This window comes from Mycoplasmopsis agassizii (genome assembly GCF_002276225.1).
Lineage (GTDB): Bacteria > Bacillota_I > Bacilli_A > Mycoplasmatales > Metamycoplasmataceae > Mycoplasmopsis_B > Mycoplasmopsis_B agassizii_A.
In genome coordinates this window covers 15,846-33,968 of record NZ_NQNY01000001.1, presented here as the reverse complement: position 1 = coordinate 33,968, position 18,123 = coordinate 15,846, and the positions used below count along the sequence as shown (strand labels likewise).

The following is an 18,123-nucleotide window of genomic DNA, read 5'->3' as shown; positions in this document are numbered from 1 at the left end:
ACAAAATAACTTACAATTTTTTTCTTTTTTATTTCTTAGAAAAAATATATCATTTATACAATGCTTGAAAAAATATTACATATGCCATTCGTGCAGTTTTTGAAGGCTCATCTTAGAGCAAGCAAAAAATATTGATCAATCCGCAAAATTACTTTTGTGGCTATTTTGATATCTATATCAGTTACAGCAGCAATTATTGGGGTCACAATTATTCCGATCGCTTCAATCCCTTCCTATAAATTGTCTTTTACAGGTTTGCCAATTAAAATCTCAGGTTTTATCTTTGGACCTATTATTGGATTTTTTATAGGTATTATTGCTGACATTCTCTCAATTCTCTTTATCCCATCTTATATCCACTGAGGCTACATACTTGTTAGTGGAATCAACGGACTTGTTCCAGGTTTAGTTTCAGTAATTTTGTTTAAATTCTTGACAAACTGAATTGATAAACGAAGTAGACTTAAATCAATTAAAGAAGAATTAAAGGAATTGCAGTTTAATAAAACGATTGAGATCGACCTTAACCGTATTACTAAACTTGATAGAAATATTAAATGGCGAAAAGCACAAATTGAAAAGCTAGATAAGCAAGTTGCTCATTCTAAAATTAATTCAGAAAAAATGCTAGGTTGAATATACTTATTCACAACTTGGTTCTTTATCGGACTAGCTGCAACAATTAATATTACGGTTATTCTAGAAGTGATCGACCCTTCAACATTTGAAAAGTCACTTTTAAAGAGTCAAATTAATGTAATTATTCTAACAAGTGTAGGATTTGTATCAATTTTCATTTTCATTTTATTCGCTCGCTTTAAAATGAAATTTGAGAAATTTTCAATCATAGGTGCAATAATCTCATTTTCTGTTATTTTAGAGTCTGTGCAGGTTTATTTACTAGCATATACTGATTCTAACGTTTTAAGGCTTGAATTTGTTCCGGCTCTGATACAACATATTTTTACAGCTCCTATTAAGGTATGATTTAATATGGTTGTTATCTACTTCTCTTGAAAAGTAATTAACTATTTACTTAACCGTAATAAATCAATTAATTTATAATTATGAAATATGAATAAAAAAATTTATATCGAAAATCTAACTTATTTTGATTCTGGTCATAATAAAAAACCTATTAAAAAAATTTCTAGGTTAGAAACTAAAAGTGGCGAGTTTAATGTTTTAGTTGGTGATGAAGATCTTGAAATTTTAAAAAACAAAAACCTTTTAAATAAATTTAAAGGGAGTAGTTTTTTTATTGACGAAAATTTTAATTTTGTCAATTTACTTAAAAAACCTAAAACTGAAATTGCTTTTTTAGAAGATAGCGAAATTTATAAACTAGCTGATGATGAATTAATCATTAATCACTTTTTAAGTAATGCACGCAAAACAAAATGAAGCTGATCTAGATTTTTAACATTAACAAAGCTAGCTAAAAATCACCGCAAGTTATTTGCAAAAAAATATATTATGGTTTTTAATGATCTAAATAAAAATATTTCAGATGCAATTGCTTTATCAGTTGAATTTAATTCTAAGCATGATTTTACTCGTAAAATTGATCCTGCACTTTTTAAAGGGTTTGTTGAAAAAGTTTATGACATTAGAATTGAATTATTACTAAACATTTTAAATTCAATTAATAACTATTGACAATTTTATTCAAGAATAAAATCAATTTCTAATAAGGACTTATTAGTTGTCGATGGACAAAAAATCGAAAATTATAAAGAGAAGTTAGAAGAGTTAAAAAAGATTTCTAAAATCAACCGTTCATATATAGCAAAATTAGAAGAGATCAACAGATTAAAAACTAACTTTCAACTTGAAAAGAAAAACTTTTTATTTAATCTAAAAATTTCTGAAACACAGTTTATTAAATATTTAAAAACGATTAAAAATAATTATAAAGTTTATTGAAAAATTTGACAAACTGAATCAAAAATAACTTATTTAAAACTGGCGCTAATTCATAAGCATTTTTACTTATTTTTAAAATCAGAAATGAGTGATTTAATGCATCTTCCTGGAAATGAATTTAATGATTTAAAAGTCAATGTTTATGAATATATTTATGAATTTATAAATAATAATTTATTCAATTTAAAACCAGAAGATGTAACAGTTGAAAAAATTAAAAAAATAATTAAAGAAGAATTTGATTTTCAAATTATTAAATCATATGTTTCAATTGCTAAGTCAAATATCAGAAACATGAATTTTGAAAAAAAAGAATTCAAGCGAAAATTAAAAGAAGTCAAAAGTCATAAAGTTAAAAAATATGAAAAGAATTATATAGGTAAAGATCTAAATACAATTGAATATCAATTAACTAGTGAAATGATTGATTTTGAATGAAAAAAAGAATTCCTAAAAGAAAAAGAATTTGTTTATGAAGATGTAAATCATGTAAGTAAAAAATACTTAACTCTAGTTAAAAAATATAAGTCTGAAATTTCAAAAACAAATAGAAATATTCAAAGTTGTTTATATAAAAATTCTGAATTAAATAATTGATTTACAACAAATGAAAAAGCAATCAAAGTTAAAAAATTAGAACTACTAATTAATGAATTTTTTGCTATTGCTTCAAGCGGAAAAAAATTATTTAGAATTCAATCAAAAGCCCTGAATTTACGGCACTTTAAGCAACTTGCGCTGCTTGAAAATGTACTTACTGCAACAGGACAATTTGCAATTCCTATTTCAGATTTATTAAGTACAATTAAATCTCTATCACCTTTAAAAAGAGAAAAAATTGCCTTTGTAGAAACATCATTAAATGCAAGACCATTTTTATTTGTTTCCAGAAATTATTCGCAAAAATTTAATCATGAAGAGCAAAAACATATTTTTGATTTTATTAAAAAATTTATTCAAAAAAATAATTTTGGTTTCATACTAGTAGATAAAACTAGCGAACTATTAAAAAAACATGCTAATAATATATTTATTAATTATGAAAATAAAACAATTGAATTTGGAGATTATCGAGAGGTGATCAAAAATACAATTCACCCTTATAGTAAATATTTAATTGCTAATTTAACAGTTAAAAAAGATTCAATTAAAACTGGTGAAACAGTTATTAATTCAGGAGAGATTCCTTCGTTTCATAGTTTTAAAGATAATCATAAAGTTTTTTCAACTCTAGATGAATTTATAACCTGATCAAAAATTGATGCAACAAAAGTTATAAATTATGTGCCTAAAGAAATTATTCATTTAACCTATGGTAACGGTGAAAAAACTCAAATGGTTGATTTAAAAAACGCCGATATAATTGAAGAAACTGTTTTAGTAGACATATAAAAAAACTGCTTTTAAAGGCAGTTTTTTTATATGTCTTATTCTAGTTATATTTAGTTACAATTTTAACAACACCATTTTGTATTTCTAGGTTATATCATCTTCCTGCAGTTAAATAAGGAGTTTGTGATGTAACTAATTTATTTGATTTATTCACTACATTCACTAATTCATTTTCTTGTAATAAATCATCATTATTTAAATCATTTCAAAAGTATAAACTAGAATTATTCTTGTTTGCTAAATTTACAAATGCATCACTAAATCATGAAACTAAAGTTTCAGTTTTAAGTGTCTGATTTGGATTTAAATCATTATCACTTGTAAATGATGATTTAACTTTAAAAGGAAAATCACTTGCTGAATAATCATCTTTATAGTTAATTAATTTAATGTCAGTAATTTCATATTTGCTTCCATTTTGAATTACTAAACCTTTATATGCTTTAGCTTTTTCTAAACTTAAAAAACCACTAAAACGAACTGTATCAGATTCAAATCTTTCTTTTTTTCCTGAAGCATATTCTGTAGCATTATTTTTAATATACATTAAGCTAATTTCATTATTAATACCTAAAGCGTTTAAATAAGCGTTATATAAATCATTAACTTTATTTTCTAAAATTGCTTCGCCTTTAGTTGTTTTTAGCGAACCACCATAAACACTATTAGCCATAATTAAGGATGAAGAAAATTGATCTAAAAATTCATAACCTTCAGAAAGATTGGTTACTGTTTGGCGACCGTTTCTGATTAATTTTTTATTAATGTTTGAAAATAGTTTAACTGCTCTACTTCAATCACTCATAAACACGCTTGGGTAGTAAAGATTTTCTTCTTGAAATGATTGTCTGCCTCAAATATTTAAACTTTGATCTCCAACTTCATGAGTAAAAATTGAAGCTGTTCCTATCTTAGTAAATTCTCTAGCTATTAATTCAGATAAAGAATAGTAGTAGCGAATATCAGTTAGAGTAAATTCTTGACTGGAATTTCTGTTTGCACCTTTAACACTATTTAAATTACTTTTTTCAGTTTTAAAAACGTATTTATTGTTTCCGAACTTTTTAACTAGAGCTTCAACTTCTGGTGATTCAGGATTACCATTAGCTATTAAAAATAATTCACTTGCACTGAAATATTTACCAATAAAATTAAATTCAGGGTTATTATAGTTTTCGTTTTTATATGAATTGTTCAATTCATTAAATTCATAATTTAAGCTTTTAATAAATGCATTAACAAAGTCTTTATTATAAAGTTGATAATCAGTTCTTTTAGCCGTTACTAAATCATTTTCGTAGTTTCTTTGATTTTGATAAATCTTATAAACTTGATCTGATTTTTCATCTTTAATGGAACGTAAATAAACATTATCAACATGATGGATATATTCATGTTGCAAGGTGCCAAAGATATTTTCAATTCTTTGAATTGTTGTTAATGATTTATTATCGCTAGACAATTCATCATTAGTTTCAAAATAAATACGGTTATCAGGTGTTGTATAATAACCTTTTGCTTCTTCCATCTTAGTAAAAGGTGTATTAAAAACTAATTCACTGATATATAAAATTTCTGAAGTGTAATTTAAATGTTTTAACAAGTAATCATTAAAGTCTAAAATAGTTTTCTCATCAAAATAGTATTTACCATTAACTGGAAAGACTACATATTTGATTCCGTATTTACTTTCTTGAAAAACTAATTTTTTTAGTTTTTCACTAGAAGTAGATAGTTGATATTCTTCATAATGCGGAGCATAACCATATGTTTCACCTTTTAACTTTTCCGTAGTTAAAGTTTTTAAAGGTGAAACAGTTCCTTGTTCATGAATAACTTTACTTAAACCAGGATTTTCTTTAACATTATTATTAGGATTATCTTTTGTATCCTTGTTAGTGTCTTCTGTTTTAGTTTTATTGTCACCTGATTCGCCTGTAGCAGGGTTTTTAGAACCTTCTGTATCTTTAGTTGTACTTGAACCACTAGCAGTTCCTGATTTATTATTTGATGCACCTGATCCAACTGATGTATCAGAACCGTTAGTATCTGAACTTGTTGGATTTCCCGAAGTATTTGAACCATTATTAGTTCCTGGATTATTAGGAGAGTTCTGAGTAGAAGTATCTGAAGGTTTAACTGGTACAGCAGGATCTGCTTTAGTTAGAGTATATTCTCCATTTGAACATGCTATTAAAGTTGCTGCACCAGCAACAGTTGCTAGTCCAGCTAGTGAAAATAATTTGATCTTAGTTTTAATCTTCATAACTACTAATTGTTCCTTTTTAAAGTCCTAAGCATTTTAAACTGATTATAAAAAAGCAGTTAAAAATAAAAAAATTTGTACTTTTTTGAATCAGTAGCATTTTAGTTAGTGGTTTTAGGAAAGTAAAAAACATGAAAAGTAGCCAAAAAAGGGGCAAAATGCATGTTTTTTAATTTTTACTTGAACTCTACATCAGTTTTATTTAAAACAACTTTTAATTTTGAATCCACAGTTTCTATAGAATAATTTTTGTATTTACTAATATCTGGTGAATAACGTTTATCGGTTGCTATTAATTTATCTGATTTATTAACTATATTGATTAACTCATCATCCTGAAGCAATTGATCCATATTTGCATCATCTCAAAAATATAGAGTTACATCATTACTGTTTGCTAAATGGACATATGCTTCAGCAAACCAAGCAACTAGTAATTCACTATTGATTGCATTACTTGGATTTCAATAATCTTGAGTTTCTAATGACTGTTTAGCTTTAAAAGGAAAATCGTTTTCAGAGTAATCATCTTTAAAATTGATTAATTTTAACTTAGCTAGTTCATATTTATCATCTTTTTTAATTACTAACCCTTTGTAAGTTTTAGCCTTTTCTACACTTAAGTAACCACCAAAACCTACATAATCTAAATCATAACTAATAGTTTTAGTTGATTCATATTTTTCTGAATTTTCTATAACATTGTTTTTAATAGTCATGTAACTAATTTCATTGTCAAGTTTCAGTTTTTCTAGAAATAGTTTATATAAATCTTTTACTTTATTTTCTAAAGTAACATCACCATTAGTAGTTTCTAAGGTTCCTCCATAAAGGCTATTAGCCATAATTAATTTTTTAATGTTTTCACTTGGTTCACTTTTATTTTGAGTACTAAAGACTTTTGCAAAATACTTAGTTAATAGTTTTTTAAGTGAAAAATGTCATCGTACATCTCTAATATCGTATCTGTAGACTTCATCATCTCTTTCAATAAAATATTCTTTATAACCAAATTCTTTTACTAGATCTTTTACTTCTTTGCTTCTAGGATCACCGTTAGCTATTAAAAATAACTCGCTGGCACTAAAATCTTTACCTATGAAACTCAAACTACCATGTAAATTTGGGTCTCCACCTTTATATGAATTATTTAACTCATTAAATTGAAGATTTAATATTTCTAAAAATGAGTCAACAAATTTTTTATCAAACTTGTCGTAAGATAACGGTTTAGAGATACTATCTTCATCATAGTGTGAGTAATTATTATAGGCTATATAAATACTTTCCTTATTATCGATCTTTTCTCCTTTTCAAGGATGTGAAGAATTACCTAGTTTAATAGAAAAAAGATTCAGCATATCATCAATTAATACTTCTTGTATTATTGATAGTGTTTCTTGCAATCTTTTCTCGGTTGCTTACTTTAGATTGGTTTCTAAATTGTTTGTATTGTTTATATAAAGAACTCCTTTTTTACGGTCAAAGGTTGTTTCTCGCTTGTCAGTATGATTAAAAATTATTTGTTTAAGATCCATTATTTCAACTGCAAAGTTAAGGTGTTCAAATAAATATTCATTTAACTCTTTAATTGTTTTGTTATTGAAGAAATGGTAATAATAATCACTCTTGTTATTGCTCCATCGAGCTCAACCTGTGTCATCTGCTCCATCATATGGACTAATTGAAGTTGTTCGCCCACTGTTTGGTCAAACAGCGTACTGAATACCTGAGTTTCAATTTTTATAAGTAATGCTAACACCATCATTCCAATCGTTGACTCTATTGTCTTTTCATCCAACATGCTTAAGGGAAAAACCATCTCTAAATTCATTATTTAATCTTCTAAAAGGAAGCGTTTCAGGCTCTTTAGATTCTGAAGGTGTAATTACTTCTGCACCTTTATCATCATTTTTATTATCTATGCTATCTTTATTTGATTCATCACTATTTTCTGCAAGATCACCCTTTGAATCATTTGTTTCAGAATTACCTTCTTGATCGCTTAAATCACTTTTTTCATTTTCTGATGAATTACCATCAGTTTCACCTGTATCAGAACTTGAAATATCTTGATCATTATTTGAGTTATTATCAAAATCACCACCATCCTTTTGAGTTGGAGTATCTTCATTAGAATTATCTAGTTGATGGTTTTTATTTGGATCATCATTTTCTACTTGTGGGCCAGATGAACCAGAATTTTTAGTTTCTTGATTATCATTTTCTTGAGATGTTTTTTCTTCCTGAGAACCATTTATTTCCTTTTCAGAAGAAGTATCTTTTTTTGAAGTAGATTGCTCTCCATTTTGCTGATTGTCATTATTATTCTGAATAGCTTCTTGACCTTGCAAACTATCAGATGGTTTAGAATCTATATTTGATTCTTCGCTATCTTTATTTGAAGTATCTGTTTCATGATTTTGAGAACTATCATTATTATTTTGAGAAGATTCTTGCTCTTGTGAACTATCGGATTGTTTAGAATCTGTTTGAGAATCATTATTACCTGATTCTTCACTATTTTTAGTTGAAGAATCAGAATCTTGATTCTGAGAGTTATCATTATGTACCTGAGAAGGTGTTTCTGTTTCAGAATTACCTTGCTCAGTTTGGTTATTGTTGTTAGAGTTATCTGTATTAGTGTCAGATTGTTTGCTATCTTTAGGTGTGTCAGTTTTAGAAGGATCTAAATCTGAACCCCCCCCCATAGGTGGAGTTAAAATTGGTTCAACTGGTGGGTTAGTAACAACTGTACTTGGTGAACATGCTATTAATGTTACAGTTGCTGCCGAAGCAACTGTAACAAGTGAAAATAGACCTAGTTTAGTTTTTAATTTCATAATTTATATATTCTTTTTTACATAATTGATTTTAATCATCATAACTTAAAAGAGTGACCTTTAGTTACTAAAAAGCGGTTAAAAACGACTTTTTAGTAGTTTTAATCTAGTTAAATAGTAATTATCTAAAAAAATAATAATAAAAAAACATACACCTTATCCAAAAACGGATAAGGTGTATGTGATTGTTGCTTATTTATTGTATCAATTATTTACTCTTTAGGTTTACCTTCTATAGTTAAAACTTTATCTTTATTGACTTCAACAAGAATTGTTGCTAATGTTTGTTTAATAACTTCAATTTTGAAATTTTTAGTGAAGAAAACAAAGTTGTATCAAAGGTAATTAGTTATATAAGACATTTCCTGAATTAGCTTTTGATCTCTAGTTTGATTGTCATAACCTTTATTACTGATAATTTTAGCTAGACTAATACTATCTTTTATTTTGGTTGAAGCATAAAAAGAAGGCAATCATCAAAGAAAGATAAAAACTCTAGCTCCAAAGTAGAGATTATTAGAAAAAGGTTCATATTCATCAGGATTAATATCTGCAAATTTAGTTATTAAATTCAGATCAATTGTTGCATTTTCATCAGGTGCTTTTTTGCGCATTAATAAAATTTTACTTGTAACTAGAGAGACAATAATTGATACTATTGTAACTCCTATACCCATAGGTAAAAATAAACCAAAGTGTTGAAAATAAATATTTAAAACATCACTATTATCAGATGCTCTGACAGCTAGTGCATAAAATAAAGCAATTACAATTGTTAAAATAAATAGCGCGATTGTTCAAAGTAAAACATGATTATTATGGCGTGCATAAACTCTTTTATAAGAAAAATTTATGAATGATTGAGGTAGATTTGTTTTAGTTAAAATGATTTTTTCATTTGTTCTTACAAACAAAAATCAGAATCATAAATATAGTAAAAACTGCAAGCCTGCCAAGGTAACAATTGCAATAATATAAAAATAACTTTGGATTTGATTTATTCATAATTGATTTTGATTCATAAGTTAATCTCTTTCTCTTTTTACTTTTAAAAGTAAAAAGTATTTTTTCTTAATTTATAGATTCTAAAATAAACTCTTCTTGTTCAGCTTCTCTAATAAGAATACTTAAGTATATTTTCAATTTACTAATCTTGAAACTTTTTAAATAAAAAATATATCCATATCAAAGATAATTTGTTGCTAGTGACAAATTATAAGCAATTAATTTACGCTTTTCTTCATCACTAATTTGCTGACTTTTAATATCTTTAATTTTCTCCAAAATTCTTTTTATTTTACTTGGTGCATAAATTGAAGGCAGTCAAAAAATTCATATAAATAGACATACAAGATAAAAAGCATCAAAAGGATTTTTTAAGTTTTCAAAACTATCTCATCTATTCAAGCCTTCTTTATGGTAATCGCAAAACTTTTTTAAGGATTCAAAATCATAATTTGTAACTGCATCAGATTTCTTTTGTTTTTTATAAAGTAAGTGGTTTATAAGTGCTGCTATTCCAATAGATATTATTGAGACTGTTAACAAAATAGGAATAAGAATTGCAGCATTAATATAAAGATCATATTTAATTGTTACTACTTGAGCTTCCACAGCATCAGTAAAAAAACTTATCTCGTTATAAACAACAAGTATAGAAATAATAACTAAATATATGTTAAGAGCAATGGACATTAAACTAAAATATAATAGGTGTCGCTTATAAGTTGCATCTTTTGCATAGTTTAAAAAATTAATAGTTAAACCAGTCTTATTAGGAATTAGCTTTTCATTTCGCTTAATAAAAAAGATTCAATATCATAAGTAAAGCAAAATATTTACACCTATATAAACAGGTATAAATAGTAAATAAAATCTTTGATTTACCGCTAATTGCAATGCTTCAGTTGTTTGCATAATTTTCCTTTAATCAGATTAGATAATTATTTTTAAATAGTTATATTTTAATTTATAAGCAGTTTTTTTTATTATTTAGTTGGAAAAATAAAACCATTTCGCTCAGCTTCTCTAATATAAATATTTAATCAGCCTCTTACTTGTGCAAGTTTATGTTTGCTTGTAAAAAAGATATGGCTATACCAAAGGTAATTTGCCATTAATGATAAGTTGTAAATAATTAATTCAAATTTTTTTTCTTCACTGACATTTCATTTTGGTATTTCGCCAATTCTTTCATGGAAATTCTTGGTTTTGAAACCAACATAAATTACAGGTCATCAGAAAAATAGTTCAATTATGAAACTAAAGAATAATCAAGAACCGAAAATGCTATTTGAAGAAGAAGCTGCATCTGCATTTTTTATAGGGTTTTCATTATATTGTGAAAATTGCTTTAACTTTTCAATATCAAAGGTTATTTCACGACCAGAAATAGGTTCTTTTTTATAAAGTATAAAACTTGTAATTCCAGAGATTAAAGTAAAAAGCAACATATTTGCTAGTGCAATTAATCCTAAGAGAACTACTAAAGTGGTTAAATAATTTCTAATTTCATAGATAGTTGAATTACTAAAGATATCAGGATCATAATAAGTTACAGCGTAAGCAATAACAAGTTCAAGCAAATTTATAGCAAATAACATCAAAGAAAAATGAGCAACATGTCTTCTATATGTTGAATCCTTTGCATAGTTAATGAAATCTATTGATAAATTAGTTTTTTTTAAAAATAGTTTTCGATTTCTTCTTACAAAAAATGTTCAGAATCAAATGTAAAGTAAAAAACTTGCTCCAGTTAAAATAGGTACAAAGATTATGTAAAACTTTTGTGATGCTTGTAATTGAATACTCAAAAGCTCACTATTGATTATCATTTGTTTTCTCTAGCACTAATGCTTGAAAAATCTAAAACTGCTTCGTAATCAAACCATTTATGTATTTCTCCTAAGTGAAGTTGAATTCTTGTTTGAAAACCTGCCATAGAACTAGCGTGAAAAATTGAAAAAGGCATAGCTGAAATCGCAGCATACATATTAGATTCTGTTTCTTGATATACATCGTTTAAGATGCTTCGATATTCTCAGTAATGACGTGCTAATTTTTTTGGCTCTCTTGATCCATTCTCTATTCTTGCCATTTTTATTAGGAGGTCATTTATTTTATTATGCAAAATTATCCCTGTTGTTACACTTGCTATGCCAGTTGCGAATGATACAAACCCAAAAAATGGTGATCCCAAAACCGCTGTAATTACTGATAAAGCTGACTTAACAGCTGAGGTAGCAATAAAGAATTTTAGGCTTTCTGCAAAATCGACTATTACTTTTTTCATAATTGATCATTTTTTTCAATCTATGTTTCAAACTGACTGGTATACATATCTATCTCTAATTGGATAGTGTGATATACTCGGAGGTCTGCTAGGGATTGAAGCTTTTTCAGGATGATTTAATGTTAAATGTCCTTTTTTTTGATTATCTTGGTAAGAAATCCCGTTATCCTTCAACAAGTTAGATACATCTTCTCAATTTCAGTTTTCTGTTTGTGTAAGCTTGTAAACCTGCGATAAAATGTTTTTTGCTTTTGATTTTTGATTTGATGTCAGGTCTGTATCTTTGAATAATTCTCTTGAAAAACTACTTTTTTCAAAACCTCCTTCCTTTTCAATATCTTGATAAAGACTAACTAAACGAGAGTCATCTTTTTCTAAAAGAGTAAGTTGTTTTTCAACCTCGGGTATTCTTTGAAACACTGACATAGAGACAGTGCTCACAGTACTAACCAAAGCAACAAAAGAGGATGCTAAGGTCAATCCTGTAAATAATTTTTTAAATTTAGATTTTTTCATGTTTTCTCCTATATTCGAAATTTATTGCTAAATTTTGCAATATTTAAATTACAGGTTTTTCAAATTTCACATTTAAACCTGTGTTGAATTTGTCCTTCTTATCGATAGGAATCTAGTTAATTTTTGTATTATTTAAATTGTGTTGTCATATCAACTAGTTTTAAAGAATAGAATAAAATTACCCTTAGAGCTTTTGCTTTAAAAGTATTTATTGATTATTAATTTAGCCTAAACAGTAAAAAATATTATTATTTCTTTACATTTCCGTTTCTAAAAAAAGAACAAAAATACTTACTTATTAATTCGCAGAATCAAAATATTAATATTTGAAAATTTATAAGTAATGATTGTTGTTTTTGTATTTAAACCTGAAATGGGTCTTAAACTCACTAAAGGTTTTAATACTAATAAACTGTTTTTATACATATTAAATCCTTTCATAATTGAATTGCAAAAGTTATTATATTTTCACTTTTACACTTATATCATAATGATTTTGTAAAAAAAATATAAAAATTTTTTAGGTCTGCAAAAATTTTTCAGTTTTAACCGATAAAACACTGTCATTCTTAAATAACAACTAAGCAAAAATACAACTAAAAAACAGCAAAATATTTTTTCAAAAAATTCGTAAATTTTCAAATTGATAGCATATAATTAATAAGCATTTGCACTTATTAGTAAGTGAAAATGTCGCAAAATCTGGAGGGGTAGCAAAGTGGCCAAATGCAGGTGGCTGTAACCCATTTCTTTCGAGTTCGGGGGTTCGAATCCCTCCCCCTCCACCATTTTGCCCCATCGCCAAGTGGAAAGGCACTGGTTTTTGGTACCAGCATTCGTTAGTTCGAATCTAACTGGGGCAGCCAAATCGCTAAAAAGCGACTGAAAAATGATAGTTTAAGGCTCTTACTAAGTTAGGGGCCTTTTTATCAATCAAAAAACCACTTTATTAGTATAATTATTAAAAAAATCAAGTAAAAGGGAAATATGAGTCAACAAACAAATTCAAAAAGAGTTTTAAACAAGATCACTCCACAAAGTGAAGATTTTGCAAGGTGGTATACTGATGTTGTTGTTAATGGTAAATTAATTGAATATGGACCAGTTCGTGGCACTGTTATCATTAAACCTAATGCCTATGGTATTTGAGAACGCTTCCAAGAAATTTTTAACAAAGAACTAAAAAAACTCAATATTCCTAACATGTATTTTCCAATGTTCATTCCTAAATCATTGATGGATTTAGAAAGTGATCATATCCTAGGCTTTGCTCCTGAATTAGCAACAGTTACGCAAGTTGGTGATAAGAAATTAACAGAGCATATTTATGCAAGACCAACTAGTGAAGTTTTATTTTGTAAATATTTTGCCAATAATTCACATTCTTATAAAGACTATCCAATCATGGCTAATCAGTGAGCAAATGTTATTCGCTGAGAAAAAACAACTAATCCTTTTTTAAGAACTACTGAATTTTTATGGCAAGAAGGTCACACAATTCATAGCCAAGCACTTGATGCTCGCCGCATGACTACTAAGATGCATAAGTTGCAAGAAAAAATCTTTAAAAAATATTTTGCAATTCCTGTAATGATTGGCAAGAAAACACCTAGAGAAAAATTTGCAGGTGCTTGTTCAACCTACACTTGTGAAGCAATGATGAAAGATGGAAAAGCTTTACAAAGTGCAACCAGCCACTACCTAGCACAAAATTTTTCAAAACCTTTTGACATCAAATTCAAAAATGAAGTTAATGAAATTGAATACGCTTATCAAACTTCTTGGGGAATGTCAACAAGAATTATTGGTGCTTTAATCATGACACATGGAGATGATCGGGGACTAATTATTCCACCTTACATTGCCCCTACACAAATTGATTTACTCAGTTTTAATCCTAAATTAGATATTAATTTAGATAACTATATTCGAAATATTGAAAAAAGCATTACCAATATTTACAGAGTAAGAACTAACTATTCAGATTCTTCTATAGGTTATAAAGCTTCTGAAAGCGAAATCCAAGGTATCCCTATTAGAATTGAAGTTGGACCTCGTGATTTTGAACAAAATTCAGTTACTTTAGTCAGAAGAGATACTCTAGAAAAGAAAGTTGTGAAGCAATCAGAACTGAAAAATATTTTAAAAGATCTGATCAAAGATATTCATGACAACTTGTATGAAAGTGCCAGAAAAAGACTAAATGATAACCTCATAAAATGCACTAATTTTGATGAAATTATTGCAGCAACAAATGCTTATAAATGAGCAGTTGCACCTTTTTGCTGTGGTAATGAAAAAGAAGAATTAATTCAAGAAACATCAGGAGCAACAGCTAGATTAATTCTAGTTTCTGATGATAAAGAAGACATGTTTGATGCAGATCAAATTAAAAAACCTTGCTCAATGTGTGGTAATTTAACACGAAGACATGTCGTTTTTGCAAAAGCTTATTAAAAAGAAAAGAGACTAATTATGATATATGAAAACTTATCTCGTGAAGAAGTAGAACGCCAAGTTCAAGAAGGCGTTTCACTTTTATACTTTTATTCAGATAACTGTGGACCATGTATTTTTACACAAAAAATCATGGAAGAAATTGCAGTTTTAAGTAATGTACGTATTTATAAAATTGATAGCAACAAAGAAACTGCTTGAAGTAAGGATTTACGCATTGACCATGTGCCATTAACTTTTTTAGTAAAAGATGGACAAATTTTAAACAAAATTATCGGTTACACAAGACGCGGAGAGTTCTTCGATTTAGTAAATAAATTTATCTAGAAATTTGCAAAAAGTGAAAAAACTGCAAAAAAACATTCAATTTGCAGACTTTTTAGTAATTTTTAAGGAAAAAGCATCACAACTTTTTAAAAGTGCTAATATTAAAATATAAACAAATTTATTAAAGGAGTCAATTATGGTATTTGACGTTACTAAAAAAGATATTAAAGACTTAGATAAAGGACTTAAAGTAGTCAACTTCCACGCAACTTGATGTGGACCATGTAAAATGCTTAAACCTGTTCTAAGAGCTTTAGGTGAAGAATACGGTGACAAAGTTACTGTTTACCACGTTGATGTTGATCAAGACCGTGAATATGCAATCGAAATGGGTATTCAAGGAACACCAACTTCATTTATTTACAAAGATGGTATAATTATTAAAACCATCGTAGGTTACACTGGTAAAGATACTTTTAAATCAATTCTAGATCAAAATCTTTAATAAACTGAACCTATATAAATAGTTGCCTTTTGGCAACTTTTTTTATGTCTTTTAAAGAATAAAAAAACGAGTTCGAATGAACTCGTAATTATATTTTTTGAAATTTATTCTAACTAGTTGCTGCTTTATTAAAGTCGGTTCTTCAGATTGCTCCAGCACCTTCTGATTTATTAGCTACAGTAGGAAGACCTTGTTTTACAAAGGTTTGTACATCTCGTTTTTCACCATCTTTTTTAAGGCTTACAACAACTTGTACTGTGTTATTTGTATTAACTTTTATGCTTGAAATTTCTGCTGTGTAACCATCATTTAAAGCAACTAATTTTGCTCAAGTTGAATCAGGAAAAGGTGTGATTTTATAGTTAGAAGCAGTTTTTAATTGTTCAGCATTAAAGTTTGCACTATTATCATTAACAAATGGCGTGAAAGTTACGACAAAAGCAGGAGTGAATATCGGGTTATTATATTCATTCAAATAAACTGCTTGTTCTGATTGTACCTCTGCTAAATGCTCTAAAGTATTTCTTTCTTTTGAGGAAATAGCAACACCTGCTGCTATTGCTCCTGCTGTAAAAACAGCTGCTCCTGCAAATAAAAAGAGAGTGATTGTTTTCTTTTTCATAAGTTCCTTTTTAAAAATAAATTGTTTATATCAACATTGAAGTTTTTTAAATTATAATGTTTTTGTGCAAAAATAATTATAATTTAAATATTTTAGGAGTAATATGAATTTTGTCGAACATGAATTTTATTCAAAAGGCTCAATCGCTTTAGTTAATGAAAAAGATATCAAACTATTAAAAACAATGTATGAGTCAGTTTCAAGAGAGTGAGCAAAGAAAAAAATTACTAAAACCTTTGTTTTAGAATTAATTAAATATGCTACTTTAAAAGGATTTGATGATTTACAACTAGCTATCAATAGCGAAAATCTTTCAAATAATTTAAAATACTTACTTAACATTCCAGTTTCAAAAGAAGAAATTGATCAGTTTTATCGAACTAATTCTGATGATGTTAAAGGTGTTGTCAGCTATTACAAAAAACAACTAGAGAAAGATGTACAATCTAGCAAATAGTTGAAAATCTCTTGATAAGTTTTTAAAAACAGATCAAGAGATTTTATTTTTTTATGAAAAAATCCACAATCTTTATCAGCAATCATCTTTAGTTCCCGCAGAAAAAGATCTTTTTTCTGCATTTGAACTTTGTGACAGCGATAACTTAAAAGTGATCATTTTAGGGCAAGAACCTTACCCTAAAAAACGTGATGCTCATGGACTTGCTTTTAGTTCAAATAGTGAAAAAATACCTTCAAGTTTGAGAAATATTTATAAGTCAATCAAGACTTCTTATCCAGAAATTGAGCTAAATCATCATAATTTAAGTGCCTGAGCAAAGCAAGGAGTTTTGCTTCTAAATACAATTTTAACAATCGAAGAAGCTAAAAGTAGTTCACATTTTAATATCGGGTGAGAACGCTGAACTGATAAAGTTTTAAGATATTTAAACGATAATTATGACAACTTAATTGTCGTTTTATGGGGCAATTATTCCAAAAAATATGAGCAGCATTTTGATCAAAATAAGCACTATATTTTAAGTGGTTTTCATCCTTCGCCCCTTAGTGCAAGGCGTGGTTTTTTTGACTATGAGTGGTTCTTATTAATTAATCAGCAACTAGAAAAACTCAATAAAACCCCAATTGACTGGTCGATAAAATAGTCTTTTTTCATAATTTTTTGCAAATTTTGAAAAAATAATTTAAAACGTTAACTTTTTATGCAATTACTTTAAAATTTAGCCTAGTGAAAAAGGAAGTAGTTATGAAATTGAAGAAAAAATTTATTTTTGCAACAACACTAGTTGCGACAGTCTCAGCAGCAGTTATTACTTTTGTTGCTTGTAGCCAAGATGTGCGCAGTTCTGAACAAGTTATTTTGGCAGATAAAGTCAACACTCGCTACAATGTTTACGCAAGTGATTTAGAAGATTTATTAAATAATTCTATCAATGAACTTGAAGCAAAAGGTAGTGATTTAACACCTGAGCAAATTCAAGAAGCTAAAAATAAACTAGAAAAACAGCTTACTGATTTTGAAGATTTTCTAGCTCAAAATAAAAAGCACATCAAAGATGATGAATACCAAAGCTACATGGATAAATTTAAGAACTCAGTTAATCAGTTATCAAATCTTCCTCAAGGACCTGAAAAAGATGACTTCTTTAAAAAACTGCAAAAAGATTTCAAAGGCTTTAAAGACAAAAAGCCCAAAATTCGCTAGAATGTGAAAAGTTTTGCCATTTTTTTCACATGGCAAGACTTTTTATTTCTTTAAAGGCTAGTTTTGTATTATAATGGTAGTTATGGAAAAATTTAACGCAACCGTTATCGATCCTATTGGTCTACATGCTAGACCTGCTTCTTTAGTAACTAAAGAAGCTGCTAAATATAAATCAGAAATTAAGATTAAAGCAAACGGTCGTGAATCAAACTTAAAATCAATTATGAATTTAATGTCATTAGGAATTAAGCAAAATGATTCATTTGAAATTACTGCTGAAGGTGAAGATGCTAAAGCAGCGATTGCCGGAATTAAAAACTTAATGCTTTCTGAAAAAATGATTTAGTTTCAGGATTATGAAGATAAAAAAACAA

The 18,123-nt window shown here is 27.7% G+C and carries 17 protein-coding genes and 2 tRNA genes; 11 read left to right on the top strand and 8 right to left on the bottom strand.

Annotated features, from left to right (window positions below; all coding sequences use genetic code 4):
- The first annotated feature begins 60 nt into the window (after positions 1–60).
- Together CJJ23_RS00145 and CJJ23_RS00140 are read left to right on the top strand one after the other, a co-directional pair.
- Positions 61–1,065, top strand: coding sequence for an ECF transporter S component (locus tag CJJ23_RS00145; protein ID WP_143823591.1), 1,005 nt, complete (start codon positions 61–63; stop codon positions 1,063–1,065).
- 9 nt (positions 1,066–1,074) lie between these two features.
- Positions 1,075–3,318, top strand: coding sequence for an MAG1360 family OppF-related protein (locus CJJ23_RS00140; protein ID WP_095334398.1), 2,244 nt, complete (start codon positions 1,075–1,077; stop codon positions 3,316–3,318).
- Positions 3,319–3,358: 40 nt separating this feature from the next.
- Here the strand turns inward: CJJ23_RS00140 and CJJ23_RS00135 are convergent, their stop codons facing one another.
- The 7 genes from CJJ23_RS00135 to CJJ23_RS00105 form a co-directional block, all read right to left on the bottom strand.
- Positions 3,359–5,584: an MYPU_1760 family metalloprotease gene (locus tag CJJ23_RS00135; protein ID WP_095334397.1), complete on the bottom strand. Its 2,226-nt coding sequence runs from the start codon at positions 5,582–5,584 to the stop codon at positions 3,359–3,361.
- A 176-nt stretch (positions 5,585–5,760) separates the two neighbouring features.
- Positions 5,761–6,990 carry a hypothetical protein gene (locus CJJ23_RS00130; protein ID WP_095334396.1) on the bottom strand — a complete coding sequence of 410 codons (1,230 nt, stop codon included), beginning with the start codon at positions 6,988–6,990 and terminating at the stop codon, positions 5,761–5,763.
- 15 nt (positions 6,991–7,005) lie between these two features.
- Positions 7,006–8,427 (bottom strand): hypothetical protein, encoded by a 1,422-nt coding sequence (locus CJJ23_RS00125; protein ID WP_095334395.1) that lies wholly within the window; start codon positions 8,425–8,427, stop codon positions 7,006–7,008.
- 212 nt (positions 8,428–8,639) lie between these two features.
- Positions 8,640–9,449, bottom strand: a complete 810-nt coding sequence (locus tag CJJ23_RS00120) for a hypothetical protein (protein WP_095334394.1) — start codon at positions 9,447–9,449, stop codon at positions 8,640–8,642.
- Positions 9,450–9,498: 49 nt separating this feature from the next.
- Positions 9,499–10,344, bottom strand: coding sequence for a hypothetical protein (locus tag CJJ23_RS00115; RefSeq protein ID WP_095334393.1), 846 nt, complete (start codon positions 10,342–10,344; stop codon positions 9,499–9,501).
- 71 nt (positions 10,345–10,415) lie between these two features.
- Complete coding sequence (locus CJJ23_RS00110) at positions 10,416–11,240, bottom strand: hypothetical protein (protein WP_143823590.1); 825 nt, start codon at positions 11,238–11,240, stop codon at positions 10,416–10,418.
- Positions 11,241–11,254: 14 nt separating this feature from the next.
- On the bottom strand, positions 11,255–12,235 hold the full coding sequence (locus CJJ23_RS00105; RefSeq protein ID WP_095334391.1) for a hypothetical protein: 981 nt from the start codon (positions 12,233–12,235) through the stop codon (positions 11,255–11,257).
- 704 nt (positions 12,236–12,939) lie between these two features.
- On the opposite strand from CJJ23_RS00105, the gene CJJ23_RS00100 reads away from it, so the two are divergent.
- From CJJ23_RS00100 to CJJ23_RS00080, 5 genes are all read left to right on the top strand, one after another.
- Positions 12,940–13,023 (top strand) — tRNA-Tyr (locus CJJ23_RS00100).
- 3 nt (positions 13,024–13,026) lie between these two features.
- A tRNA-Gln gene (locus tag CJJ23_RS00095) sits at positions 13,027–13,101 on the top strand.
- A 121-nt stretch (positions 13,102–13,222) separates the two neighbouring features.
- Positions 13,223–14,692, top strand: coding sequence for a proline--tRNA ligase (gene proS, locus CJJ23_RS00090; protein ID WP_095334390.1), 1,470 nt, complete (start codon positions 13,223–13,225; stop codon positions 14,690–14,692).
- Between the two features lie 18 nt (positions 14,693–14,710).
- Entirely contained in the window at positions 14,711–15,019 is a 309-nt protein-coding gene (locus tag CJJ23_RS00085) for a thioredoxin family protein (protein WP_095334389.1), read from the top strand.
- A gap of 136 nt (positions 15,020–15,155) precedes the next feature.
- Positions 15,156–15,464 (top strand): thioredoxin family protein, encoded by a 309-nt coding sequence (locus CJJ23_RS00080; protein ID WP_095334388.1) that lies wholly within the window; start codon positions 15,156–15,158, stop codon positions 15,462–15,464.
- 109 nt (positions 15,465–15,573) lie between these two features.
- Here the strand turns inward: CJJ23_RS00080 and CJJ23_RS00075 are convergent, their stop codons facing one another.
- Positions 15,574–16,086: a hypothetical protein gene (locus tag CJJ23_RS00075; RefSeq protein WP_095334387.1), complete on the bottom strand. Its 513-nt coding sequence runs from the start codon at positions 16,084–16,086 to the stop codon at positions 15,574–15,576.
- A gap of 103 nt (positions 16,087–16,189) precedes the next feature.
- Here CJJ23_RS00075 and CJJ23_RS00070 point away from each other — a divergent pair, with 103 nt between their 5' ends.
- From CJJ23_RS00070 to CJJ23_RS00055, 4 genes are all read left to right on the top strand, one after another.
- Positions 16,190–16,543 carry a hypothetical protein gene (locus CJJ23_RS00070; RefSeq protein WP_084232145.1) on the top strand — a complete coding sequence of 118 codons (354 nt, stop codon included), beginning with the start codon at positions 16,190–16,192 and terminating at the stop codon, positions 16,541–16,543.
- Positions 16,524–17,189 (top strand): uracil-DNA glycosylase, encoded by a 666-nt coding sequence (locus tag CJJ23_RS00065; protein ID WP_095334386.1) that lies wholly within the window; start codon positions 16,524–16,526, stop codon positions 17,187–17,189. Before CJJ23_RS00070 ends, CJJ23_RS00065 begins: the two co-directional genes overlap by 20 nt.
- A 101-nt stretch (positions 17,190–17,290) precedes the next feature.
- Complete coding sequence (locus tag CJJ23_RS00060) at positions 17,291–17,749, top strand: hypothetical protein (RefSeq protein ID WP_095334385.1); 459 nt, start codon at positions 17,291–17,293, stop codon at positions 17,747–17,749.
- A gap of 82 nt (positions 17,750–17,831) precedes the next feature.
- Positions 17,832–18,095, top strand: a complete 264-nt coding sequence (locus tag CJJ23_RS00055; RefSeq protein WP_084232142.1) for an HPr family phosphocarrier protein — start codon at positions 17,832–17,834, stop codon at positions 18,093–18,095.
- Positions 18,096–18,123 lie beyond the last annotated feature (28 nt).